This is a genomic window from Halomonas sp. ATBC28, assembly GCF_005937175.1.
Classification (GTDB): domain Bacteria; phylum Pseudomonadota; class Gammaproteobacteria; order Pseudomonadales; family Halomonadaceae; genus Vreelandella; species Vreelandella titanicae.
Genome location: NZ_VCQL01000010.1, coordinates 162,271 through 185,045, shown reverse-complemented (window position 1 = coordinate 185,045; position 22,775 = coordinate 162,271). Strand labels below are relative to the sequence as shown.

General features: G+C 55.2%; 21 protein-coding genes and 3 tRNA genes. 13 read left to right on the top strand and 11 right to left on the bottom strand.

Annotation, left to right across the window (positions count from 1 at the left end; genetic code table 11):
- The first annotated feature begins 22 nt into the window (after window positions 1-22).
- The 6 genes from uvrC (at window position 23) to nadB (ending at window position 4,849) form a co-directional block, all read left to right on the top strand.
- Window positions 23-1,837 (top strand): excinuclease ABC subunit UvrC, encoded by a 1,815-nt coding sequence (gene uvrC, locus E0L35_RS13580; RefSeq protein WP_009288006.1) that lies wholly within the window; start codon window positions 23-25, stop codon window positions 1,835-1,837.
- Between the two features lie 95 nt (window positions 1,838-1,932).
- A complete protein-coding gene (pgsA, locus tag E0L35_RS13575; protein WP_027958445.1) occupies window positions 1,933-2,481 on the top strand; it encodes a CDP-diacylglycerol--glycerol-3-phosphate 3-phosphatidyltransferase in 549 nt (182 codons plus the stop codon).
- Window positions 2,482-2,565: 84 nt separating this feature from the next.
- Window positions 2,566-2,640: transfer RNA gene (locus E0L35_RS13570), tRNA-Gly, on the top strand.
- 101 nt (window positions 2,641-2,741) lie between these two features.
- Window positions 2,742-2,815, top strand: a tRNA-Cys gene (locus E0L35_RS13565).
- A 69-nt stretch (window positions 2,816-2,884) separates the two neighbouring features.
- Window positions 2,885-2,971, top strand: a tRNA-Leu gene (locus tag E0L35_RS13560).
- 270 nt (window positions 2,972-3,241) lie between these two features.
- Window positions 3,242-4,849 carry an L-aspartate oxidase gene (gene nadB, locus E0L35_RS13555; protein ID WP_138800535.1) on the top strand — a complete coding sequence of 536 codons (1,608 nt, stop codon included), beginning with the start codon at window positions 3,242-3,244 and terminating at the stop codon, window positions 4,847-4,849.
- On the opposite strand, the gene E0L35_RS26660 is transcribed toward nadB, so the two are convergent.
- Together E0L35_RS26660 and E0L35_RS13545 are read right to left on the bottom strand one after the other, a co-directional pair.
- A complete protein-coding gene (locus tag E0L35_RS26660) occupies window positions 4,846-5,274 on the bottom strand; it encodes a hypothetical protein (protein ID WP_230805493.1) in 429 nt (142 codons plus the stop codon). The two genes, nadB and E0L35_RS26660, sit on opposite strands and share 4 nt — an antisense overlap.
- Window positions 5,234-5,527: a succinate dehydrogenase assembly factor 2 gene (locus E0L35_RS13545; RefSeq protein WP_022522904.1), complete on the bottom strand. Its 294-nt coding sequence runs from the start codon at window positions 5,525-5,527 to the stop codon at window positions 5,234-5,236. Before E0L35_RS13545 ends, E0L35_RS26660 begins: the two co-directional genes overlap by 41 nt.
- Window positions 5,528-5,733: 206 nt before the next feature.
- Here E0L35_RS13545 and E0L35_RS13540 point away from each other — a divergent pair, with 206 nt between their 5' ends.
- The 3 genes from E0L35_RS13540 to lapB all read left to right on the top strand — a co-directional run bounded on the left by E0L35_RS13540 (window position 5,734) and on the right by lapB (window position 7,631).
- Entirely contained in the window at window positions 5,734-6,030 is a 297-nt protein-coding gene (locus tag E0L35_RS13540) for an integration host factor subunit beta (protein WP_008959540.1), read from the top strand.
- Window positions 6,031-6,119: 89 nt separating this feature from the next.
- On the top strand, window positions 6,120-6,425 hold the full coding sequence (locus E0L35_RS13535) for a LapA family protein (RefSeq protein WP_027958442.1): 306 nt from the start codon (window positions 6,120-6,122) through the stop codon (window positions 6,423-6,425).
- A complete protein-coding gene (gene lapB / locus E0L35_RS13530) occupies window positions 6,426-7,631 on the top strand; it encodes a lipopolysaccharide assembly protein LapB (RefSeq protein WP_009288003.1) in 1,206 nt (401 codons plus the stop codon).
- A gap of 30 nt (window positions 7,632-7,661) precedes the next feature.
- Here lapB and pyrF read toward each other — a convergent pair whose 3' ends face one another.
- Window positions 7,662-8,363, bottom strand: a complete 702-nt coding sequence (gene pyrF / locus E0L35_RS13525) for an orotidine-5'-phosphate decarboxylase (RefSeq protein WP_009288002.1) — start codon at window positions 8,361-8,363, stop codon at window positions 7,662-7,664.
- Between the two features lie 271 nt (window positions 8,364-8,634).
- On the opposite strand from pyrF, the gene E0L35_RS13520 reads away from it, so the two are divergent.
- Window positions 8,635-8,916 carry a ComEA family DNA-binding protein gene (locus E0L35_RS13520; RefSeq protein WP_039860098.1) on the top strand — a complete coding sequence of 94 codons (282 nt, stop codon included), beginning with the start codon at window positions 8,635-8,637 and terminating at the stop codon, window positions 8,914-8,916.
- 78 nt (window positions 8,917-8,994) lie between these two features.
- Here E0L35_RS13520 and prpD read toward each other — a convergent pair whose 3' ends face one another.
- The 6 genes from prpD to E0L35_RS13490 all read right to left on the bottom strand — a co-directional run bounded on the left by prpD (window position 8,995) and on the right by E0L35_RS13490 (window position 17,554).
- Window positions 8,995-10,479 carry a 2-methylcitrate dehydratase gene (gene prpD, locus E0L35_RS13515; protein WP_138800534.1) on the bottom strand — a complete coding sequence of 495 codons (1,485 nt, stop codon included), beginning with the start codon at window positions 10,477-10,479 and terminating at the stop codon, window positions 8,995-8,997.
- Between the two features lie 54 nt (window positions 10,480-10,533).
- Complete coding sequence (prpF, locus tag E0L35_RS13510) at window positions 10,534-11,733, bottom strand: 2-methylaconitate cis-trans isomerase PrpF (RefSeq protein WP_138800533.1); 1,200 nt, start codon at window positions 11,731-11,733, stop codon at window positions 10,534-10,536.
- A gap of 101 nt (window positions 11,734-11,834) precedes the next feature.
- A complete protein-coding gene (gene acnD, locus E0L35_RS13505) occupies window positions 11,835-14,444 on the bottom strand; it encodes a Fe/S-dependent 2-methylisocitrate dehydratase AcnD (RefSeq protein ID WP_138800532.1) in 2,610 nt (869 codons plus the stop codon).
- Window positions 14,445-14,511: 67 nt separating this feature from the next.
- Window positions 14,512-15,639 carry a 2-methylcitrate synthase gene (gene prpC / locus E0L35_RS13500; RefSeq protein ID WP_022522897.1) on the bottom strand — a complete coding sequence of 376 codons (1,128 nt, stop codon included), beginning with the start codon at window positions 15,637-15,639 and terminating at the stop codon, window positions 14,512-14,514.
- A gap of 232 nt (window positions 15,640-15,871) precedes the next feature.
- Complete coding sequence (gene prpB / locus E0L35_RS13495) at window positions 15,872-16,762, bottom strand: methylisocitrate lyase (protein ID WP_138800531.1); 891 nt, start codon at window positions 16,760-16,762, stop codon at window positions 15,872-15,874.
- A gap of 48 nt (window positions 16,763-16,810) precedes the next feature.
- Window positions 16,811-17,554 (bottom strand): GntR family transcriptional regulator, encoded by a 744-nt coding sequence (locus tag E0L35_RS13490; RefSeq protein ID WP_138800530.1) that lies wholly within the window; start codon window positions 17,552-17,554, stop codon window positions 16,811-16,813.
- A gap of 233 nt (window positions 17,555-17,787) precedes the next feature.
- Between E0L35_RS13490 and pabB the strand changes: the two genes are divergently transcribed.
- Entirely contained in the window at window positions 17,788-19,143 is a 1,356-nt protein-coding gene (gene pabB / locus E0L35_RS13485; protein WP_138800529.1) for an aminodeoxychorismate synthase component I, read from the top strand.
- 117 nt (window positions 19,144-19,260) lie between these two features.
- On the top strand, window positions 19,261-19,881 hold the full coding sequence (locus E0L35_RS13480; RefSeq protein WP_022522893.1) for a phosphoadenosine phosphosulfate reductase family protein: 621 nt from the start codon (window positions 19,261-19,263) through the stop codon (window positions 19,879-19,881).
- 14 nt (window positions 19,882-19,895) lie between these two features.
- Here the strand turns inward: E0L35_RS13480 and cysB are convergent, their stop codons facing one another.
- Complete coding sequence (cysB, locus tag E0L35_RS13475) at window positions 19,896-20,870, bottom strand: HTH-type transcriptional regulator CysB (RefSeq protein ID WP_009287995.1); 975 nt, start codon at window positions 20,868-20,870, stop codon at window positions 19,896-19,898.
- 391 nt (window positions 20,871-21,261) lie between these two features.
- Between cysB and trxA the strand changes: the two genes are divergently transcribed.
- The gene (gene trxA, locus E0L35_RS13470) at window positions 21,262-21,585 is read left to right on the top strand and encodes a thioredoxin (RefSeq protein WP_007113240.1); all 324 of its coding nucleotides are present in this window, start codon (window positions 21,262-21,264) and stop codon (window positions 21,583-21,585) included.
- A 68-nt stretch (window positions 21,586-21,653) separates the two neighbouring features.
- On the opposite strand, the gene E0L35_RS13465 is transcribed toward trxA, so the two are convergent.
- Window positions 21,654-22,757 (bottom strand): AI-2E family transporter, encoded by a 1,104-nt coding sequence (locus E0L35_RS13465; protein WP_138800528.1) that lies wholly within the window; start codon window positions 22,755-22,757, stop codon window positions 21,654-21,656.
- Between the last annotated feature and the right edge of the window lie 18 nt (window positions 22,758-22,775).

The following is a 22,775-nucleotide window of genomic DNA, read 5'->3' as shown; positions in this document are numbered from 1 at the left end:
TATCGGGTACCGACACGCTAATATGACCTTTGATTCAAAACAGTTCTTGAGCTCGGTAAGCTCCTCGCCAGGGGTTTACCGCATGCTCGACGAGCAAAGCAATACGCTCTATGTGGGCAAAGCCAAGCGCTTAAAGGCACGCCTAGCCAGCTATTTTCGTGGTCAACTGAATACCAAAACCCAGGCCATGGTGGGGCGTATCGCCGACGTTCAGGTCACCGTCACCCGCACGGAAACTGAAGCCCTTCTGCTCGAACAGACGCTGATCAAACAATTGCGTCCGCCTTATAACATTTTACTGCGCGACGATAAGTCCTACCCGTTTGTCTTTGTCACCGACCGCCACCCTTACCCGGCACTTGAGTATAAGCGCGCCCGTCAGCGCAGCGACGATGGTCGCTACCTAGGCCCCTACCCTAGCAGCGGAGCCGTGCGTGAAAGCTTGGCGCTGATGCAAAAGATATTTCATATTCGCAACTGCGAGGACAGCGTCTTTGCCCATCGCTCACGCCCCTGCTTGCAGTATCAGATTCATCGCTGTAGCGCTCCCTGCGTCGACTATATCTCCGCCGAAGACTACCGGCGCGACCTCGAACACGCAGTGATGTGCCTGGAAGGCAAAAGTGAAAGTGTTACTCAAGAACTGATGGAGGCGATGGAAAAGGCCAGCCAGGCACTCAACTTCGAGGAGGCCGCCCGTCTTCGCGACCAGGTTCAGCAACTGCGCCAGCTTCAGCAACGCCAGTTTGTCGACACCGGCGGCGGTGATGCGGATATTTTCGCCCTCGCCCAGCGCCCCGGTGCACTGGGCGTTTCGGTGTTGAGCGTGCGCGATGGTCGCCTGCTGGGGGCGCGTCATCACACGCCGAAAAACGATCTGGATCTACCGCTTGAAACGCTGCTCACCGAAGTAGTCAGCCAATACTATTTCGGTCAACCGCACAACGTGCCCAGCGAAGTGATTACCAGCCACCCGTTAGACGACAGCGAGCTGATTGCCGAAGCGCTGACCCAACAGGCGGGCAAGCGCATTCGCGTTACCAGCCAAGTGCGCGGCCACCGCGCCCAGTGGCAACAGCTCGCCATTACCAACGCTGAGCAGCAGCTAGCCTCTCAACTGGCTAACCAAACCCAGCTCACTCAACGCTTTACCGCCCTGCAGAAAGCGCTAGGCTTAGCGGACACACCGCAACGCCTGGAGTGTTTCGACATCAGCCATAGCCACGGCGAGGCGACCGTTGCCTCCTGCGTGGTGTTTGATCATCAAGGCCCACGCAAAAGCGATTACCGCCATTTCCGCATTGAAGGGGTAGCCGCCGGTGATGACTACGCTGCCATGCAGCAGGCCCTAACCCGACGCCTTAAGCGCGTGAAAAGCGGTGAAGCAGTCGCCCCTGACATCCTGATCGTCGACGGTGGCAAGGGCCAGCTCAATATGGCCCGCGAGGTGTTTAAAGAACTCGACATCGTCAACATCATTCTATTGGGTGTCGCCAAAGGCACCACGCGCAAGGCGGGGCTTGAAAGCCTGTTTGTGGAAACAGCGGACAATCCGCTAGATTTGGACCCTGCCTCCCCCGCCCTACACTTGATCCAGCATATTCGTGATGAATCACACCGTTTTGCCATTGCTGGCCACCGCGCTCAGCGCGATAAAGCGCGACGCACTTCAACCCTACAAGATATCCCCGGCATTGGCCCCAAACGTCGACGGGAATTACTGCGCTTTTTCGGCGGCCTGCAGGGTGTGCAAAAGGCCAGCCGCGATGAACTCGCTCGCGTACCGGGCATTAATGCGTCGTTAGCCGAGAGTATTTACCGAGCACTAAACGGATAAACGCCCGTTTGGCATGGATGCCATCGGCCAAGGGGGATAGAATGAGGCCAGACACTTCGAATCCTCTGATTTTCCGGCAAGGATCGCTCTCTGCGATGAATATACCCAACATACTGACACTGGCGAGAATCGCCTTTATTCCGCTGCTAGTGGTGCTGTTTTATCTACCCTTCAGTTGGAGCATGCCCGTGGCGGCCGGTCTATTTGGTCTGGCCTCCATTACCGACTGGCTGGATGGCTATTTAGCGCGACGCTGGAATCAGTCAACGCCTTTTGGCGCTTTTTTAGACCCAGTGGCTGACAAACTCATGGTGGTCGTCGCCCTAGCGCTATTGATCGAGCGTTACGATACCCTGGTGCTGACGCTCCCTGCGCTGGTGATTATCGGCCGGGAAATTGTCATTTCGGCGCTGCGTGAGTGGATGGCTGAAATGGGCAAACGCGGCATGGTGGCGGTTTCTTGGATAGGCAAGCTTAAAACCACTCTGCAAATGGTGTCACTGCTGATCTTGCTGGCGCTTCCACCGACGCACGAATTTGCGCTGTTAGGCGTTGTAGTACTGTATACCGCCGCTATCCTAACGCTGTGGTCGATGATTCAGTACCTAAAAGCCGCCTGGCCGCATCTTAGCCGCTCCATGTAAGCTGCTGATAAGTAAATAAGGAACACACGCTAATTCATTGATTGACAACGCGGTGGCGATCCGTATAATTCGCCCTCGAGTCGAGCGGGAATAGCTCAGTGGTAGAGCATCGCCTTGCCAAGGCGAGGGTCGGGAGTTCGAATCTCCTTTCCCGCTCCATTTTGGATGTGTGGTATTGAAGGCTAGGGTCGTGAGCTGGTGCGCCAGTCCGGCTGGGGGCAGCCCCATCTAATCTACTTTCCCGCTCCAATGACTTTTGAGGCTGGATGGCAGAGTGGTTATGCAGCGGACTGCAACTCCGTGTACGCCGGTTCGATTCCGACTCCAGCCTCCATTTTTGTGTAGCAATGGTGTTTTAAGTAGAACGAAACAGCATTGCGATGTGATCTTTTTGTGATGTATAGCCCGGATGGCGAAATCGGTAGACGCAAGAGACTTAAAATCTCTCGGGGGCAACCCCGTGCCGGTTCAAGTCCGGCTCCGGGCACCATTTCTGTTTTTTTACTTCCCCTCCAGCTTTTCTTCTTCAGTCATTTATTTCCTGTATCGGTTTTCTTTACGCGGCCTTTTACTGCGCCTATTCGCGTACTCGAACATCGCGCAATTGTCTCCCCGAATATCACTCATTTCTTAAGCCGAAGCATCGCTAAACGCTAATCGCCGCGCTATGATGCCTGCCTTCTAACTTTTCGCGCGCGACGAAGCTAGTGACGTTTAGGGTTTGCAATATTTCGGTCAGTATCAAGGGGGAGCGGGCACCATGAGCACGCCAACATCCGATGTACTTATCATTGGCGGCGGCGTCGCTGGGCTCACCCTTGCCTTGGAAGTGGCTGACCACAGGTCCGTGACGCTGGTTCGCCCTGCACAAGATGATCAAGGCGCCAGCCGCTGGGCTCAAGGCGGCATTGCGGCCGTGCTCTCGCCGGATGACGACCTTGACGCGCATATCAATGACACCTTGGTGGCTGGCGATGGGCTATGCGATATCGAGGCCGTTCGCTTTACCGTTACCCATGGGCCCGCTGCTATCCAGTGGCTGATTGATAAGGGTGTTCCCTTTACACCCGAGCACGACCCTGCCGCACGCTACCCATATCATCTAACCCGAGAAGGCGGCCACAACGCACGGCGGATCATACATGCTGACGACGCCACCGGCCGTGCCGTGGTGGATACGCTGGTAGACAAAGTAGCGCAGCACCCCAACATCACCCAGCGCAACGATCTAACGGTGGTTGGCCTGCTACAAGATCCCCAAGGTGCCTGCCGCGGCGCCTATGGCAGCGATGCCAACCACCAGTGGCACTCGCTCACTGCGCGCCATACTGTATTGGCCACTGGCGGCGCAAGCGGCCTTTACCGCCACACCACTACGCCCGCTCCTAGTAGCGGCGAAGGCATGATGATGGCTGCTGAGCTGGGTGCTCGGTTAATGAATCTAGAGTTTCAACAGTTTCATCCAACCTGCCTGTTTGACCTCGAAGGCTCGGCGTTTTTGATAAGTGAGGCGGTTCGTGGTGAAGGCGGGCATCTGCTCAATGAGGCGGGAGAGCGTTTCATGCTGGCGCTGGATAAGCGCGCGGAGCTAGCCCCGCGGGATGTCGTCGCCCGCGCCATTGATGCCGAAATACAGCGCAGCACTCTGGGCCACGTGTGGTTGGATATTCGCCATTTAGGTGAAAAGGCAATTCGCCACCACTTCCCCACTATTCTGGCGCACTGTGCCTGCCGGGGGATTGATATCACCCAGCAGGCTATCCCCGTGGTGCCTGCCGCCCATTATAGCTGCGGCGGTGTCGCCACCGACTTGCAAGGCGCCACGAACGTTGCCAACCTCTATGCCATCGGTGAAACCGCCTGCACGGGGCTTCATGGCGCCAACCGTATGGCCAGCAACTCGCTGTTAGAGTGCTTGGTATTTGCCCGCAGCTGTGCACAAGCGCTGTTAGCCGACGTGGAACAGCACGGCCAAACGACCAGCGGTAGCGGATTTCAGCCCCCGGCGCAGGCTGCGGCGACTGTCTTACCCAAGGCAGTACTCAGCGATATACGCCAACAAATGCGCACCACCATGAGCCAGCATGTCTCCATTGTGCGCAGCGCCACCGGGCTAAGTACTGCCCTGACGCACTTGAAGTCACTGCTAAACAGCGTGGAAGAGATTCAGGGAGCCCTAACAGCCCCGGAAGGCAAACGCCTGCACCAGACCCTACAGTTAGCACTATTGACTGTTCTCGCCGCTCAGCAGCGGCATGAGTCACGCGGACTGCATTACTCCACCGACTGGCCTAGCCGGCAGCCTGAAGCCGTTGCTTCTTCGCTTGCGATGAACGACTTAACAGACGCGTTAGCAACAAACCGCTAGCGGCCCGGACGATGAAAGAGCTTGCGCGCCTCACGCAAGCTTTGTTGAGGCGCGCTATCAGGCCAGAGCCAAACCCGCTGCTTACCCACATAAAGCCCTATTAACCAGGGCCCTAGATAGTCACAGCGTACTCGATCCGTATCGCCCAGAGCCTCATTTCGCGTGAGAGCCCCCTCTTCAGGCTGCGACTCGCGCAGCCAACGACCTTGAACTTGTGGCGCCGTCGACGTCAGCGAGAGCACGCCTTTGGGTTGACGAAGATAGCCGCGCCATCCAAGGACAACGCCTAACACCGTTATCGCCACCGCCGCTGGCATGCCCCCTACCCAATAGCTCAGCGCCACAATGCCGATCAACAATCCACATTGGGCTAGTAGCCAATACTTAGAGGGTACGATAGGCAGAATTATCGGTGGTTTCAGCATGTTCAACGATCATTTGTACGATACGCCGCTGGCTAGGCTCCTCGGGCCACTCTCGGTGCATCAGCCAGACAAAAAGATCCTGATCCTCGCCTTCAATGAGCTGCTGGTAGGCCAGTTGATCCGCTTCGCCAAGATGGTCAAAACGCTGTTCAAGAAATGGAATAAGCAGCAGGTCAAGCTCCCACATACCGCGCCGGGAGTGCCAGTAAAGCCGTTTGCGCAAAATGGCTGCTGGGGAATTATCGTCGTTCAACGTCAGCCGCTCCAGTTATATAAATGAAAGGCCAGTATACCTAAGCTGTGGGGTCGCGCCAGCGCCCTCCATCGCCTATGCTATTAAAGAGTGTAGAACCTTGTTTTATCTGAATTGTTTTATACTGAATTGCGCAGTATGCTGAATTTGATGTTAGCGAGGTCGAGAGCGCGTCACGGCCTTCAATGTTCGCAGGGAGCCAACCGATGACTAAATCTGAATTAATCGAACAAATTGCGATGCGTCAGCCGGAGTTATCCGCCAAAGATGTTGAAACGGCGGTGCGTATTATCCTGGACGACATGACGGATTCTCTAGCTAGCGGCGGTCGCGTTGAAATCCGTGGTTTCGGCAGTTTTTCACTGCACTATCGGGAGCCGCGGGTAGGGCGCAACCCAAAAACAGGCGATGCAGTCGATTTGGAAGGTAAGTATGTGCCGCACTTCAAGCCTGGCAAGGAGCTACGCGAGCAGGTAGACGCAAGTAGAGCACTAGGCTACTAAAACGCGACTATTAATTTCTGTGGGATGACGTCGCTGCTTGAGTCGTACACAATAGCGCTACCGTGAACGTCACAGACTAGGAAACTCACATGCGTTGGATCAAAGGGCTGATTTTAGCCGTTATTTTGCTGATAGTAGTGCTGGTAGGCATTCTGTTTGCCGTTAATAATCAGCAAACCATTGCCTTAAACCTTATCTGGCTGGAGCTGCCAGCGGTATCACTCTCGGTTTGGCTACTCGCGACCCTGGTGTTTGGCGTCATACTCGGCATGCTCGCCATGCTAGGTGTCTACGTGCGGTTAAAAGCCACCCTGGCCCGCAGCCAGCGCCAGAATAAGCAGCAGCGTAAAGAGCTCGATAGCCTACGCACCCAGGAGTTTAAGGAACTGGCATAAATGCTGGATGTCGCGCTGCTAAGCGTACTGTTGGTCGCCATTGCCATTGGTTACGGGTTAGGTTATCGCCAAGCCTTACGCCGCCGACATCGCACCCATCCGCCTGCGGCCTCTTCTCAAGGCCTCTCCCGGGACTACTTCGTCGGGCTTAATTACCTGCTTAATGAGCAGCCCGACGAAGCGATCAATACTTTTATCAACGTGCTAGCGGTCAACAGTGACACGGTTCACACCCATATCGCCCTCGGCAAGCTGTTTCGCGCCCGCGGCGAGGCCGACAAAGCCGTTAGCATTCACCAAAACCTATTGGCTCGCCCCGCCCTTTCGCAGCACACTAACGAACAGATCCAGCTTGAACTTGCTCGGGATTTTATGGCGCTTGGTGTTCATGACCGCGCCCAGCGGCTACTCAATACCCTGCTGGAGCATAGCGGTGATGATGATCACCGCTATGCTGCCAAACAGCTGCTCGTCGACTTACTAGAGCGTGAAAAAGCGTGGCAGCAAGCCCTTGACGTTATTCAGCCGCTGCTTAAACAGTATCCTAAGATGCGTCGCCCCGCGGCGCACTGGCTATGCGAGCTGGCACTGGAAGAAATTAGTGAAGCCAGTCGACCTCTGGCGAAAAAGCATCTCAAAAAAGCCCTGCAGCTGGATGAGAAATGCGTTCGCGCCACCCTGATGCTGGCCGAACTAGAGATGGACAACGGGCACTATGCCCGCGCTATTGAGCGATTAGACAACATCCCCGGCCAGGAGATAGCGCATATCCCCACCATGCTGCCTGCCCTTAAGCACGCCTATATGCGCAATAATGATGACACCGGCTACGAAGCGCACCTCTATCGCCTGCTTGAGCTAGCGCCTTACACCAGTACCATTATTGCCCTAGGTCAGCTCGTTCATCAGCGTGACGGCGTCGACAAAGCGATTGAGTTGATTGGTGAGCGATTGCGCGCCGTGCCGAGTTTAGGCGGGCTGGATTATTTGATCGATCTGTATATTGAAAGCCAGCGCCTTAGTGGAAAACCTTCCCCGGATACGCGCCTACTGTTACTAAAACATCATACCGATGCGCTGCTGCTTAACCGCACGCGTCATCGCTGCCAGCGCTGCGGCTTTGCTAGCGACGCGTTACAGTGGCAGTGCCCCAGTTGCCGCTTCTGGGGCACGATTAAGCCGGTCATTGGCGTGGAGGGCGAATAGTGTTCACAAAGCTAAGGTATGCAGAAATATTTAGTGCCCCTCTAGCTCCGCCTCAATCGCCTCAAGCGCTACCATGGGGTCGTCAGCCTGAGTAACGGGGCGACCAATGACCAGGTGGCTGCTTCCCGCTGCCATAGCCTCATTGGGGCCCATCGTCCGCTGTTGGTCATTAGCGACTGCAAAACTTGGCCGAATACCAGGGGTCACTTTCAAGAACGACTCACCGCATAGCGTTTTGATTCGCGCAGACTCCTGGGCCGAGCAGACCACCCCTTGCAAACCACTTTGCTTGGCCAGGAGCGCTAAGTGCTCCACGTGTTCTGCCAGTGGCGTTTTGATCCCCAGCTCTGCCAAATCATCGGTCTGCATACTGGTCAATACGGTAACGGCGATTAGATGGGTCGTTAAGGCGTTCTGATCCAGGCGTTGCATGGCCGCCTCCATCATCCGCCGCCCACCGCTGGCATGTACGTTGACCATCCACACGCCCTGCTCCGCCGCCGCCTGTACAGCGCTGGCAACGGTATTGGGAATATCGTGGAATTTAAGATCCAAAAACACCTCAAATCCGCGCCCATGCAGCGCCTCAAGCACTGCCGGGCCGCTACGGGTGAACAGTTCTTTACCCACTTTCACACGGCATCGGGTGGGATCCAACTGATCAGCCATGCACAGCGCGGCGTCTAGCGACGGGTAATCAAGGGCAATAATAATCGGGGAATCGGTGGCCACAACGTTACTCCAAGTACGTTTTTGACCATTATATCAGCCTCTCCCTACTCCTCGCGCCCTCATCATGTAAGCCATTTGCCATATATCCATAGCTAAAATCTTACAACTGCTGTCATATATCGCTGACATAAACACGCTTTAAATAAGGCTAAGTTAACAAGTGCAGCGGCGTTTATCTTGCCCACTGATAACGCGGGCACAGGTAGAAACCTCTACACGACGTCGCATGTGTAAACACAAAAAACCAACGCTATTAAAAGGATCATTGCATATGAAAATGACACTTAAAGGAATGCTGGCCGCACTACTGTTTAGCATTAGCTTAGGGCTTTCCAGTGGCGTGCTGGCACAAGATGTAGCCCCGATTAACGTCAATACTGCCGATGCTGAACTGCTGGCCGAACTACCAGGGATCGGCCCCAGCCGAGCCGACGCGATCATTGAAGAGCGCGAAACCAACGGCGTCTTTGAAAGCGCTGCAGATCTTGAGCGCGTCAGCGGCATTGGGCCTGCCACCATTGACCGCATGCGCGATCAAGTGACATTTGAATAGCCTCATTGGAGAGCATGTCGCTCGTTAACGCTACAGTGCCCGGTGTGCATAAGCACCGGGCACTGTGAAAAGCGCATGTTAAATCATCCACATATCCATAAATTTGTGTACAGGCATCGCTTCAAGCGTTGTTTGATGACTGCACAGCTCGGCGATTTTTTGGCAACGACTTGTCGGAAAGCGAGTTGCCAGATTGCGCTCAAACTTTTCAACCAATAGCGGCATCCCCTCTTCCCGACGACGTCGGTGGCCGACCGGATACTCCACTGTCACTTTATCGGTCGCACTCCCATCGCTAAAAAACACCTGCACTGCATTAGCGATAGAGCGCTTCTCAGGGTCGTGGTAATCCGCCGAATACTCGGCGTTTTCTTCTACCACCATTTTATTACGCAGCTCATCTATTAGCGGATGAGCTGCATGAAAGCTGTCTTCATAGTGCTCGGCGGTAAGCGCACCAAAGATAAGCGGCACCGCTGTCATGTATTGCAGGCAGTGGTCACGATCCGCCGGATTGGCGAGTGCGCCGGTTTTGGAAATAATCCGAATAGCCGAATCGTGGGTGGTGAGCACGATTTTCTCGATATCGGCCAAGCGGTCTTTCACCTGCGGATGGAGCGTCACGGCGGCTTCACAGGCGGTTTGAGCGTGAAACTCAGCGGGGAAGGAGATCTTAAACAGAATGTTCTCCATCACGTAGCTGCCAAACTCCCGCTGAAAGCGTAGGCGGCGGTCAGCTTCCGGTTTGAGGCTCAAATCTTTGTTGGCATGACTGAACAGCACATCGTAGAAGCCCCATTGGGGCGCCGAGAGCGCGCTGGGAATACCCATTTCACCGCGCAGGGCGATATCCGCTAAGCGCACGCCCCGTGAAGTGGCGTCCCCTGCGGCCCAGCTTTTACGTGAACCAGCATTTGGCGCATGACGATAGGTGCGCAGGCTCTGACCATCCACCCAGGCGTGTGAAAGCGCCGAGAGCAACTGTTCACGATTGGCGCCCAACAGCTTGGCGGCCACCGCCGTAGAGGCGACCTTCACCAGCACCACGTGATCGAGGCCAACCCGATTGAAGCTATTCTCCAGCGCCAGCCCCCCCTGAATCTCATGAGCCATGATCATGGCGTTGAGCACATCGCGCATCACTAGGGGTGCTTCGCCTTTAGCGACTCGTTGCTGAGACAGATGGTCAGCCACGGCGAGTATTCCACCAAGATTATCGGAAGGGTGCCCCCACTCGGCGGCAAGCCAAGTGTCGTTATAATCCAACCAGCGAATGATACAGCCGATATCCCACGCCGCCTTAACCGGGTCAAGGCGAAGCGAGGTGCCCGGTATCCGCGACCCAAACGGTACTACCGTGCCCTCCACTATCGGGCCTAAGTGCTTTGTGCACTCTGGAAAACGCAGCGCCAACAGCCCGCAGCCAAGCGTATCCATTAAGCAGTAGCGGGCGGTTTCCAATGCCTCATCGGACGCCACCTGATAATTGAGTACGTAATCGGCAATAGCCTGTAGCTCGGGGTCGTAATCGGGCCGCTCATTGGCTTCGGATGTGGCAGACATGGATCTATCTCCTACTGTTGAATCACCTACTCAGTATGGCCCAAGGAATGCGTCCTAAAAGCTGTCACCAGGAATTCTCACAAATCCTTCCATCAACACCCGCGCGCTGCGGCTCATCAGTGCCTGTTCGATATGCCAACGCCCTTCCACCAGGCTTGCCTCAGCTCCCACCCGCAGGCTGCCGGAAGGATGCCCGAAGGTGACCTCGTTTCGTTTACCGCCACCGGCGGCCAGGTTCACTAATGTGCCTTCAATGGCCGCCGCCGCAGCAATGGCAACGGCGGCGGTGCCCATCATGGCGTGGTGCAGCTTGCCCATGGAGAGCGCTCGCACCAGCAGGTCGATATTCGTCGCCAGTACGTTTTTACCGCTCGATGATACGTAATCCGCCGGCGGCGCTACGAAAGCCACTTTGGGCGTGTGCTGTCGTTTACCCGCTTCGCTGACATCACTGATTAGCCCCATGCGCACAGCACCATGGGCACGGATAGTTTCAAACATCTCAAGCGCCCGGCTGTCACCATTGATGGCATCCTGCAGCTCGGCGCCGGTATAGCCAATGTCGGCGGCGTTAATAAACACGGTGGGAATACCGGCATTAATCAGGGTTGCTTTCAATATCCCCACGCCTGGCACATCAAGCTGATCAATGAGATTACCGGTGGGAAAAATGGCTCCCTCACCATCGGCCGGATCCATAAAGGCCACCGGAATCTCGGCAGCAGGAAAGGTCACGCCATCCAGCTCAAAATCGCCAGTTTCCTGCACTTCGCCATTGACGATAGGCACCCGTGAGACGATGGTTTTCTGTATATTCACCTGCCAAATGCGTACCTCGGCCACCCCGTTTTCAGGAATACGTGCAGGGTCAACAAGACCATTGCTAATCGCAAAAGGGCCGACCGCCGCGGAGAGGTTGCCGCAGTTACCGCTCCAATCCACATAGGGCTTGTCGATGGAGACCTGACCGAACAGGTAATCCACATCGTGTTCTGCCGATTCACTTTCAGACAGAATCACCGTCTTGCTGGTACTTGAAGTGGCGCCCCCCATACCATCAATCTGCTTTTCGTAAGGGTCAGGGCTACCGATGACACGCAGTAGCAACTGATCCCGCGCCACGCCTGGCTGCTGGGCCGCTTCGGGTAGGTCGCTTAGTTTAAAAAACACGCCCTTACTGGTGCCGCCGCGCATATAGGTGGCTGGAATTTTTATCTGCGGCACACGGTTGTTTTGAACTGACTCGCTCATCATTACCACTCCTAAAAATAACCCGGTGCTCTAAGCCTGATTCGAAAAGCTAGGTTCGAAAAGCTAAAGGCACCGGGTTCTCTTCGCCAGCTAGGCCGTTTCAATTAAGCCGCCGTGGACTCAAGAAAGTCCTGAGCAAAACGCTGCAGTACACCACCAGCAGTGTAAATAGACACCTCCTCGGCGGTGTCCAAACGGCACTTCACCGTAACCCGCTCGCTTTCACCGTTTTGGCGGTGGATCACCAGGGTGAGCATCGCCCCTGGCGAAACGGCGCCTTCGACATCAAAGGTTTCAGTGCCGTCCAGGCCCAGTGTCATACGCGTAGTCCCGGGCTCAAACTCCAGCGGCATCACCCCCATCCCGATCAGGTTGGTGCGGTGAATACGCTCAAAGCCTTCGGCGGCGATCGCTTCCACGCCCGCCAGCGCCACGCCTTTAGCCGCCCAGTCCCGTGAGGAGCCCTGACCGTAATCCGCCCCGGCAATAATGATCAGCGGCTGCTTGCGGGCCATGTAGGTTTCAATCGCCTCCCACATGCGGGTGACTTGGCCCTCCGGCTCTACCCGCGCCAGCGATCCCTGTTTAACGTTGCCGTCGGCATCGCGCACCATCTCGTTGAACAACTTCGGGTTGGCGAAGGTAGCGCGCTGGGCAGTCAGGTGGTCACCGCGGTGGGTGGCGTAGGAGTTGAAGTCTTCCTCCGGCAGGCCCATTTTGGCCAAGTACTCCCCTGCCGCGCTGTTCAACTGAATCGCGTTGGAGGGTGAAAGATGATCGGTGGTGATATTGTCCGGTAGTATCGCCAACGGCCGCATACCTTTCAGAGTGCGCACTTTAGCCATATTGCCCTCCCAGTAAGGCGGGCGACGAATATAGGTGCTCTGGGGCCGCCAGTCATATAGCGGGCTGACCTGAGCGCGGGCACTCTTGTCCAGATCGAACATGGGAATATAGGTCTGGCGGAACTGCTCCGGCTTCACCGACGATTTAACAATCGCATCGATCTCTTCATCCGCTGGCCAGATATCCTTCAAAGTGACGGGATTTCCCGCCTGATCCACGCCCAGGACGTCTTTTTCGATATCAAAGCGAATCGTACCCGCAATGGCGTAGGCGACCACCAGGGGCGGAGACGCCAAAAAGGCCTGTTGGGCATGGGGGTGGATACGGCCGTCGAAGTTACGGTTGCCGGAAAGCACGGCGGTCGCATAGAGATCACGCTCAATAATCTCCTGCTGGATTTTTGGATCCAGCGCCCCGGACATACCGTTACAGGTGGTACAGGCGTAGGCCACAACCCCAAAGCCGAGGTTTTCCAGCTCGCTCATCAACCCAGCTTCTTCCAGGTACATCTTGACGGTTTTCGAGCCCGGCGCCAGCGACGACTTCACCCACGGCTTACGCAGCAAACCCAACCGGTTGGCGTTACGGGCGATAAGCCCGGCGGCGACCATATTTCGTGGGTTAGAGGTATTGGTGCAGCTGGTAATGGCGGCGATGATAACCGCGCCGTCGGGCATTTTGCCCGCTTTCTCTTCCGCCTGTGCCGCCTCAAGCCCAACAGCAATACCACGCTGGGCAAGCTCTGAAGTTGGCAAATGGGCGTGGGGGTTGGAGGGCCCCGCCAGGGTGCGGGTTACCGACGAGAGGTTAAAGGTCAGTACCCGCTCGTACTCAACCTCGGTCAAGCTATCCGCCCACAGGCCGGTGTGCTTGGCGTAGGTTTCGACCAGCGCCACCTGTTCATCTTCACGGCCGGTAATTTTCAGGTAGTCGATAGTTTGGCCATCGATGTAGAACATCGCCGCGGTCGCGCCGTATTCGGGGGTCATATTGGAGATAGTGGCGCGATCTCCGACCGTTAGCGCGTCGGCACCTTCACCGTAGAACTCCAGGTAGGCACCGACCACCCGCTCTTTACGCAGGAACTCGGTAATCGCCAGCACCATATCGGTGCCGGTAATGCCGGGCTGCAGCTTGCCGGTCAGCTCCACGCCGACGATATCCGGCAGGCGCATCATGGAGGCACGGCCCAGCATGACGCTTTCGGCCTCCAGACCACCCACACCTACGGATATAACGCCAAGGGCATCGACCATGGGCGTATGGCTATCGGTACCCACACAGGTATCCGGATAGGCAATGCCGTCACGGTTCTGCACCACCGGTGACATCTTCTCCAGATTGATCTGGTGCATGATGCCGTTGCCGGGAGGAATTACATCGACGTTCTCAAAGGCCGTTTTAGTCCAGTTGATAAAGTGGAAGCGGTCATCGTTACGGCGATCTTCAATGGCGCGGTTTTTCTCGAAGGCGCCCTCTTCCGACCCTGCGTGCTCCACTGCCAGTGAATGATCGACGATTAGCTGGGTGGGCACTACAGGATTAACCTTGGCGGGGTCACCACCCTTCTCGGCAATAGCGTCACGCAGCCCGGCCAAATCGACCAGAGCAGTCTGGCCTAGGATATCGTGGCAGACGACACGCGCGGGGTACCAAGGAAAATCCAGGTCACTCTTGCGCTCAATCAACTGTTTTAGCGCATCGGTGAGCAATTCAGGATCACAGCGACGCACCAGCTGCTCCGCCAGCACACGAGAGGTATAGGGCAGCTGTGCATAGGCACCGGGCTGGATATCTTCCACCGCCTCGCGAGCATCAAAAAACTCAAGCTCTGTGCCAGGCAGCGGTTTACGGTATTGGGTATTCATAGCAGGCAGACTCACAAGAAGGGGGCTGAAAAAAGCCCGGTGTCCAAGTCACCGGGCAGCAAGCGGTTCAGTCTCGCGCTTCTATCGGCACCCACTCGCTCTTCTCGGGGCCAGTGTAATCGGCGCTAGGGCGAATAATGCGGTTATTGGCGCGCTGCTCAAATACGTGCGCCGCCCAGCCAGTCAGCCGAGAGCAGACGAAAATCGGCGTAAACAGCTTGGTGGGTATATCCATGAAGTGGTATGCGCTGGCGTGGAAGAAGTCTGCGTTACAGAACAGCTTCTTCTCACGCCACATGACCTCTTCGACCCGCTCAGAAACCGGGTAAAGCACCTTATCACCCACATCGTCAGAGAGCTTCTTGGACCAGTGCTTGATAATCGCGTTGCGCGGGTCGGACTCGCGATAAATCGCATGCCCGAAGCCCATAATTTTATCCTTACGCTCCAGCATGCCCATGATCTTGCTTTCTGCTTCTTCCGGCGACTGCCAATCCTCGATCATCGCCATGGCCGCTTCGTTGGCGCCGCCATGCAGTGGGCCGCGCAGCGACCCAATCGCACCGGTCACGCAGGAGTGCATATCGGAAAGCGTCGAGGCGCATACCCTTGCGGTAAAGGTAGAGGCGTTAAACTCGTGCTCGGCGTAAAGAATCAGCGATACGTTCATGACCCGCGCATGCAGTTCAGAGGCGGGCTCGCCGCGCAGCATATTAAGGAAATGCCCGCCTACTGAGTCATCATCCGTTTCGGTATCGATGCGCACACCGTCGTGGGAGAAGCGGTACCAGTAACAAATAATCGAGGGCAGCACCGCCAGCAGCCGATCAGCAACGTCTTGCTGCTGATCAAAATTCTCCTCGGTTTCTAGATTGCCCAGCATTGAAGTGCCGGTGCGCATTACGTCCATCGGGTGAGCGTCTTTGGGGATCTGCTCAAGTACCGTTTTTAATGCATCGGGCAAGCCGCGCAGGCTTTTGAGCTTGCTGATGTAGTGGTCTAGCTCACCCTGATTAGGCAACTTGCCTTTTAACAGCAGGTAAGCGACCTCTTCGAATTTGGCTTTTTCAGCCAGCTCTTTAATATCAAATCCGCGGTAGGTCAGGCCTGAGCCTGTTTTACCTACCGTACACAGCGCGGTGGAACCAGCGCTCTGGCCACGCAGTCCTGCTCCTGTTGCGGGTTTATCAGCCATGGTGTGTCTCCTATTACTGCTTTTATTTTTACTATCGATTTATGAATAAGGTCGTTCATTAAACTTTCGGCAAAGCTATCTTGGTGAGAGGACAGGTTTCCGCGAGGGCGCTGTGAACCCCTCCCTGGGCGCTACTTTTGTCATCCATGACAAAAGACCCTCGCTTCAACCTGTCCTCTCACCAGTTTGCAGAAGAAATCATTTCCAACTGCGCTTCATCTTAACTGGCGGTTTATTGGTCATCGCCTTTCTCGGCAAACAGCGCGTCCAGCTTCTGCTCAAAGTCGTGGTAATTGAGAAAATCGTAGAGTTCGTCGCGGGTTTGCATCAGCGGCACCACGTCTTTTTGGTGGCCGTTGTCGAGGATGCTTTGATAGATCTGCAGTGCCGCAGCGTTCATGGCGCGGAAGGCCGAGAGCGGGTAAAGCACCATGCGGCAGCCAACCTCGCCAAGCTCCGTTTGAGTAAACAGCGGAGTAGCACCGAACTCGGTGATGTTAGCCAAAATGGGTGCATTGACCCGTTCACAGAAGGCTTTGTAATCATCCAGGGTATGAACCGCTTCAGCGAAGATGGCATCTGCACCGGCTTCAACGCAGGCGTTGGCACGCTCAATGGCAGCATCAAGCCCCTCTTTTTGAAACGCATCGGTGCGAGCAATCAAATAGAAGTCGGGATCGATCTTGGCATCCGCTGCCGCTTTAATGCGGTCGACCATCTCCTGCTGGGAGACAATCGCCTTATTGGGGCGGTGTCCACAGCGCTTTTGCGCGACCTGATCTTCCATATGTACCGCGGCCACGCCAGCGCGCTGCATCTCTTTCACGGTGCGGGCGATATTGAAGGCACCGCCCCAACCGGTATCGATATCCACCAACAGCGGCAGCTCGGTAGCGCCGCAGATACGGTGGGCATCTTCCACCACATCATTCATGGTCGTCATGCCCAGATCCGGCAAGCCGAACGAGGCGTTAGCTACGCCGCCACCAGAGAGGTAAATGGCTTGATGGCCAACCTTGTCGGCCATTAGCGCTGTGTAGGCATTAATGGTGCCTAAGATCGGCAGCGGACGGTTAGCCTCAAGCGCGGCTCGAAACCGGGCGCCGGGAGTCATCTGGGACATGGGGCGTTTCTCCTATTGCTAATTTCTAGTTATGTTTTAGCTTCGTGATTAAGAACTTTGCGATTTAGACGCTGACTGTTCGAGAGTCGCTGCATAGCGATCCGCCACATTGGCGCGGGAGGCGCTGACATGGCGGCGCATGAGCAGCTCGGCCAGCTCCGCATCGCCAGCTTCAATGGCATCAACAATGCGATGGTGTTCCACAAAGGCGCGCTGCGGTCGCGTGCCGCTAGCACTGAACTGAGTGCGATAAAGGCGCACAAGGTAGTAAAGGTCATCACAGAGCAGGTTCATTAGCATTTTGTTGTGGCTGCCCTGAACGATGCAGTAGTGAAAATCGAGATCGCCTTCGCGCTGGTAGTAAGCTTCGCCACGCTTTAAATCCGCCTGACCTTCGTGCAGCGCTAGCACATCCCGTAAACCCTGAACCTCTTCCGGCGACATATGCTCTGCCGCCAAGCGCGCTGCCATACTTTCCAAGGCTTCACGCAGATCAAACAGCTCTAAAAGCTCTTTCATCGAGAGCTTAACTACCCTTGCGCCCACATGGGGAACCCGCTCGATGAGGCGGTGTGCTTCCAGGCGGCGCATCGCCTCGCGCAGCGGCCCACGTGAAATACCGTAGGTTTTAGACAATCCCGGCTCGGTGATCTTACTGCCGGGAGCAAGCTCGCCGCGTACGATGGCATCCTGCAACTGATGAAATACCCGCTCGGCGAGCGTGCGTACTTCAGGGGTTGCCATTTCATGCGGCGAGGAATCGGAATAAGAAGAAGAAACAGGTAAGCTCATGGCGAATTGTCGACAATTAGAAACATAGCGAAACTTTAGCCCCGCGAACCACCGCCGTCAACCTGCTTATAAAGCGACTTTATACATCTTTCGTTGTAGGCAAAAAGTCTAGCTGCAAAAACAGTGTCAACAATCCTCTTCCGAGCGTGAGAAATGCGTCAATCGTGCGACTGGTGCCGATCTTCAACGACCTCTAACATATGCAGCCCTTTTACCGGCCAGGCGTTTGCTTAATGAACCAGGCGTTGACGATAACTGCCCTGCCCTATTCACCCGACCCATTGGGAATATTCGCCTGCCTACGTGCCAGGCCCGGCGCGGTGCTGCTCGATAGTGGCCGCCCTATCGCCACTGGTCGCTTTGATATTATCAGCAGCGACCCGCTTGCTACGCTGGAAGTTGCTCATCATGGCGAAGCGAGTATTGCGTCAGATCAGCTTAGCCCGCCGGCGCACATAGCTAACGATGCGTTTGCCCTTCAGCAGTGGCTACTGGATCAACTGGATATCCCTAATAAAACCAGTGAACTCCCTTTTCTAGGCGGGCTAATAGGCTACTGGGGCTACGATTTAGGGCGTAAAACCTTATCGGTTCAGAGTGCTCAGGCAAGCCCGGTCACCTTACCGCAAGCCCGCTTGGGGCTTTACGACTGGTGTATCACCCTGGATCACATGGCCCAGCAGGCGTGGTTAATCGCCACCCCGCAGCGTCGTGAGCAGGTGGAAAGCTGGCTTACCAAGACGCCAGAGCCAACTAGCGCGTTTACATTAACGAATAGCTTTAAAGCAGAACTTAGCCACACCCAATATGTCGCACGCTTTAACGCCGTGCAGCGCTATATTCGCGCGGGTGACTGCTATCAGATCAACCTGGCTCAACGCTTTTATGCCGACTACCAAGGGGATGAGTGGCAGGCGTACCTGCAGTTACGCAAAGCGACCCCCACACCCTATTCAGGTTTTATGGCCTGGGGCGATAAGGCCGTACTGTCACTTTCACCCGAGCGGTTTATTCAGTGCAGCAACGGCGAGGTCGAAACACGGCCGATTAAAGGTACCCGCCCGCGAGGGGCCACACATGAAGAGGATCAGGCGCTGGCGGCACAGCTATTGAGCAGCACTAAAGATCGCGCTGAAAATGTGATGATCGTTGACCTGCTGCGCAATGACCTGGGTCGCGTCTGCCAGCCAGGCTCCATTCGCGTTCCGCAGCTATGTCGCTTAGAGAGCTACCCTAACGTGCACCACCTAGTTAGCGTGGTGCAGGGAACGCTGGCCGGCAACTACACCCCGCTGGCACTGCTTAAGGCGGCCTTTCCTGGCGGCTCAATTACCGGTGCACCTAAAATTCGTGCAATGCAGATCATTGATGAACTAGAACCCTGCCAACGCAGTGTTTATTGCGGCAGCCTTGGCTATGTCGATGTACGTGGCAGCATGGATACCTCCATCGCTATTCGCACTATGGTTGCCGAGGCGGGAAGACTGCATGTATGGGGCGGAGGGGGCTTAGTAGCAGACTCTCAAGCGGACGAAGAGTACACCGAGACTCTGGATAAAATTCGCCACCTTATTGGCGCTTTGGAATAAGCAGTGCGAGCTCTATATCAAAAAGGAATATAAAAGCCAAACTAAACGGTATTGGGGTTCGCTGCCTCCTGTTTGGTAGCCTAGTCAGTATTATTTAATTTCCGATTAGGAGGCAGTATGTCCTCAGAGCTTGAAGCGATTAACAGAGATTTCGCAAATAATCCTCAAGGGTTAGTTGAGTGGGCGCTGACCCAGGGTGCACGACCTATTTGCACCACCAACTTTCGCCCTTTTGAGGCGGTGATTCTGCATATGGTGACCCAGGTGCGCCCGGATATACCCATTGTGTGGATGGACAGCGGCTACAACACCGAAGCAACTTATCAATTCGCTGACGAAGTGATTCAACAACTCAACCTGAACATCGTGAGCTTTGTACCCCGGCGCACGCGCGCCCACCGCGAGGCGCTGGAAGGCCCCATGCCGGGTATCGACGACCCGCGCCACGCAGCCTTTACTCAGGAAGTTAAAATCGAGCCCTTCGAGCGTGCGCTGCGTGAAATGCAGCCCGACGTATGGTTCACCGCACTGCGCGCTGAGGACACCCCCGAGCGCGCAAAAATGCAGCCGGTTAGTCGCAACAGCGATGGCCTATTGAAAGTTGCCCCGTTGCTGCAGTGGAGCGCCAAAGATATGTACCAGTATCTACAGGCGCATAATCTGCCCAATAACTTCGATTACTTCGACCCTACCAAGGTGGAAGAGAAGCGCGAGTGCGGGCTACATTTGCAGCACTAACTCCACACTGCGGGTTAATACTCCGGCAGGTCCAGGTCGTCAAACAACGACTGCTCATGGCGCGGGCCTGCCGTTAATGCTTCATCAACCCGGTCGCGGGTTAAATGAGGCGCAAAGCGCTCCAAAAAATCATACATGTAACCGCGCATAAAGGTGCCACGACGGATACCAATTTTTGTCGTAGAGCTGGCAAACAGGTGGCTTGCATCCAGTGCCACCAAGTCATCATCAAGCGCCTCGTCCACAGCCATATGCGCCACAATGCCAACCCCCATGCCCAGCCGTACGTAGGTCTTGATCACGTCTGCATCGGCGGCGGTTAGCACCACATTGGGCGTTAACCCTTTCGCTTTGAAGGCATCGTCTAACTGCGAGCGACCGGTAAACCCAAACACGTAGGTAACCAATGGATGCTCACCGAGCGCCTCCAGGGTCAACGGGCCCTGATGAGTGGCTAGCGGGTGCCCTTTAGGCACCAGTACGCAGCGGTTCCAACGATAGCAGGGCAGCAGCACTAAATCGGTAAATAGCTCCAGCGACTCGGTCGCGATGGCGAAATCGGCCTGGCCTTCACTGACCATCTGTGCGATCTGCTTGGGCGTACCCTGCTGCATATGCAGCGCCACATCAGGATATTTAAGGGTGAATTCGCTGATAATGGGCGGTAGCGCATAACGGGCCTGGGTATGGGTCGTAGCAATGGCCAGGCTACCGCGGCGCTCATCGCTATGCTCTTGAGCCACCTGCTTGATGTTTTCGGTGAGACGCAGTACCTGCCCGGCCAGGTCAATAATTGACTGCCCAGCAGGCGTCACACGTGTCAAGTGCTTGCCACTGCGCGCAAAAATCTCGACGCCAAGCTCATCTTCTAACAAACGTATCTGTTTAGAGATCCCCGGCTGTGAGGTAAATAGACTTTGCGCTGTGGCCGAGACGTTCAGGTTATGTCGATTGACTTCCCAGATATAGCGGAGCTGTTGTAGCTTCATATCCTCACCTTATTTATTCTCTATACAGATCTATGTAGACCGTATCTTGATGTAGGCCGAATCGTTAAGCACACACAGGCGCTGATGCCACATCACGTCTGACGGATCGTGTCGTCACACTCGGCACTCTACAGCACCATATAGAATAAAAAACACCAAAATAATACTTTTATATTATAAAAAAAACGCCCTACCAGCACCCTTTAATTTCTGCTATTTAGTTAACTCACTGTGCAGGAAATTTGCCAGCAACCTTCGCGCCCGCTAACATCTGCCCACACTTGTCGCGATAGACACGAGGCGCACTGAAAGAGCACCAATGGATCGCGTAATGACCGTTGCTCCATTTGAGGCAACGAAACAGTAAGAGCAACGCAAACGGGAGAAGCAAATGGCTAATAATGTTGATGTCACCAACGCCAATTTTGAGCAAGAAGTCCTCAACGCTGAACAGCCTGTGCTAATGAAGTTCTGGGCGCCCTGGTGTGGCCCATGCAAGGTCATGGCCCCGGTCGTTGATGAAGTAGCTGCAGAACGTCAGGAAAGCCTGAAAGTTGTTAGTGTCAATGTAGACGACGCACCAGAAATTGCTGCCGAGCAAGGCGTCCGCGGTGTACCTACCGTCATGCTGTTTAAATCCGGCACCAAAGTCGCTTCACTGGTTGGCGCGCAATCTAAGTCACAACTGACGCAATTCATCGAACAAAACGCCTGATGAATGTGTAGCACTTGTAATAGCCGCCGACTCTGTCGGCGGTAACACGCCTTCGCTAAATTTCCTACCTAATTTTTGCGCTTCCACGGCGGCAAACTTGCATCGCTTACCCGAATATCTTTTACACGGCGCTTTCCAGGCCCTAACAGCCTAGCGATCCAACGTGTTTGTGGGTGACTATCAAGTGCGATCTTCAACGTCATCGTTAGTACCACCGAAAGTAGCATCCCCGCCGCACCAAAGATCCACCCCCATACCACCAGCGATAAAAACGCCACAAATGTAGAAAGCCCCAACGCCTGCCCCATTACCCGCGGTTCAATCAGATTGCCGAGCACAAAGTTGATGACCAAATAAGCAGAGGCTAGCAGTAACGCTTGAAAAGCGCCGCCGTCTTGGGAGACCAGCAGCAGCAACACGGGGGGTATCGCCGCCAGCGCGGAGCCAATATTGGGAATAAAGTTGAGCGCAAAGGCCAACACGCCCCACAACAGCGGAAAATCCACGCCTACAATCATGCAAGAGAGCCATACCAGCGCCCCGGTGGCCAGGCTAATCATGGTTTTTACGGCTAGATAGCGCTTCAGCGTTAAGCTGAACTCACTAAAACGCTTCAAGCTAGGTGCCGGATTTTCCAGTGCGCGGGAAATTTTATCGCGCACATTCAACGTCTCGAACAGCATGAAGATGACCAGCAGTCCAACAATGATGCTCTGCATAAAGAGGTTGCCAAGCTGACTCAATAGCGCCGGCATCCAGGAGCCTTCATCTTCCCCCTCAAAGAGCGAGTTGATCTGGTCAGGATTAATCGCTAACCCTCGAGAGGAGAGTGCATTGAGCAAGTTCCAATACTGTTCATAAAGCCGCGACTCTATTTCCGGCAACGCCGTCACGAAGGTACTAAAGCTATTGACCACTAGCAGGCCAATCAGCGATATAAACGCCAGCAACACCATCAGGGTTAACAAGGCTGACAGCCGCATGCTCAGCCCACAGCGATGCAGCCACTGCACTGGAGAGGTACATACTACTGCGATAAATATTGCGAGCAGCAGCGGCACTAATAAATCAGCACCTGCTTTCATTCCTGCAATAATCACTACCAGCGCAGCGAGCGCCAAGGTGGCATTGAGGGGAATACTGCGGTAATCCTCGTCCGACAAGTTCGACATAATCTATCCCTAGCTTGT

Excerpts from the sequence above, each read along its gene's own strand:
- uvrC (WP_009288006.1), top strand. The coding sequence starts at position 23 with ATGACCTTTGATTCAAAACAGTTCTTGAGCTCGGTAAGCTCCTCGCCA.
- pgsA (WP_027958445.1), top strand. The coding sequence starts at position 1,933 with ATGAATATACCCAACATACTGACACTGGCGAGAATCGCCTTTATTCCG.
- nadB (WP_138800535.1), top strand. The coding sequence starts at position 3,242 with ATGAGCACGCCAACATCCGATGTACTTATCATTGGCGGCGGCGTCGCT.
- E0L35_RS26660 (WP_230805493.1), bottom strand. The coding sequence starts at position 5,274 with ATGCTGAAACCACCGATAATTCTGCCTATCGTACCCTCTAAGTATTGG.
- E0L35_RS13540 (WP_008959540.1), top strand. The coding sequence starts at position 5,734 with ATGACTAAATCTGAATTAATCGAACAAATTGCGATGCGTCAGCCGGAG.
- E0L35_RS13535 (WP_027958442.1), top strand. The coding sequence starts at position 6,120 with ATGCGTTGGATCAAAGGGCTGATTTTAGCCGTTATTTTGCTGATAGTA.
- lapB (WP_009288003.1), top strand. The coding sequence starts at position 6,426 with ATGCTGGATGTCGCGCTGCTAAGCGTACTGTTGGTCGCCATTGCCATT.
- E0L35_RS13520 (WP_039860098.1), top strand. The coding sequence starts at position 8,635 with ATGAAAATGACACTTAAAGGAATGCTGGCCGCACTACTGTTTAGCATT.
- prpD (WP_138800534.1), bottom strand. The coding sequence starts at position 10,479 with ATGTCTGCCACATCCGAAGCCAATGAGCGGCCCGATTACGACCCCGAG.
- prpF (WP_138800533.1), bottom strand. The coding sequence starts at position 11,733 with ATGATGAGCGAGTCAGTTCAAAACAACCGTGTGCCGCAGATAAAAATT.
- acnD (WP_138800532.1), bottom strand. The coding sequence starts at position 14,444 with ATGAATACCCAATACCGTAAACCGCTGCCTGGCACAGAGCTTGAGTTT.
- prpC (WP_022522897.1), bottom strand. The coding sequence starts at position 15,639 with ATGGCTGATAAACCCGCAACAGGAGCAGGACTGCGTGGCCAGAGCGCT.
- prpB (WP_138800531.1), bottom strand. The coding sequence starts at position 16,762 with ATGTCCCAGATGACTCCCGGCGCCCGGTTTCGAGCCGCGCTTGAGGCT.
- E0L35_RS13490 (WP_138800530.1), bottom strand. The coding sequence starts at position 17,554 with ATGAGCTTACCTGTTTCTTCTTCTTATTCCGATTCCTCGCCGCATGAA.
- pabB (WP_138800529.1), top strand. The coding sequence starts at position 17,788 with ATGAACCAGGCGTTGACGATAACTGCCCTGCCCTATTCACCCGACCCA.
- E0L35_RS13480 (WP_022522893.1), top strand. The coding sequence starts at position 19,261 with ATGTCCTCAGAGCTTGAAGCGATTAACAGAGATTTCGCAAATAATCCT.
- cysB (WP_009287995.1), bottom strand. The coding sequence starts at position 20,870 with ATGAAGCTACAACAGCTCCGCTATATCTGGGAAGTCAATCGACATAAC.
- trxA (WP_007113240.1), top strand. The coding sequence starts at position 21,262 with ATGGCTAATAATGTTGATGTCACCAACGCCAATTTTGAGCAAGAAGTC.
- E0L35_RS13465 (WP_138800528.1), bottom strand. The coding sequence starts at position 22,757 with ATGTCGAACTTGTCGGACGAGGATTACCGCAGTATTCCCCTCAATGCC.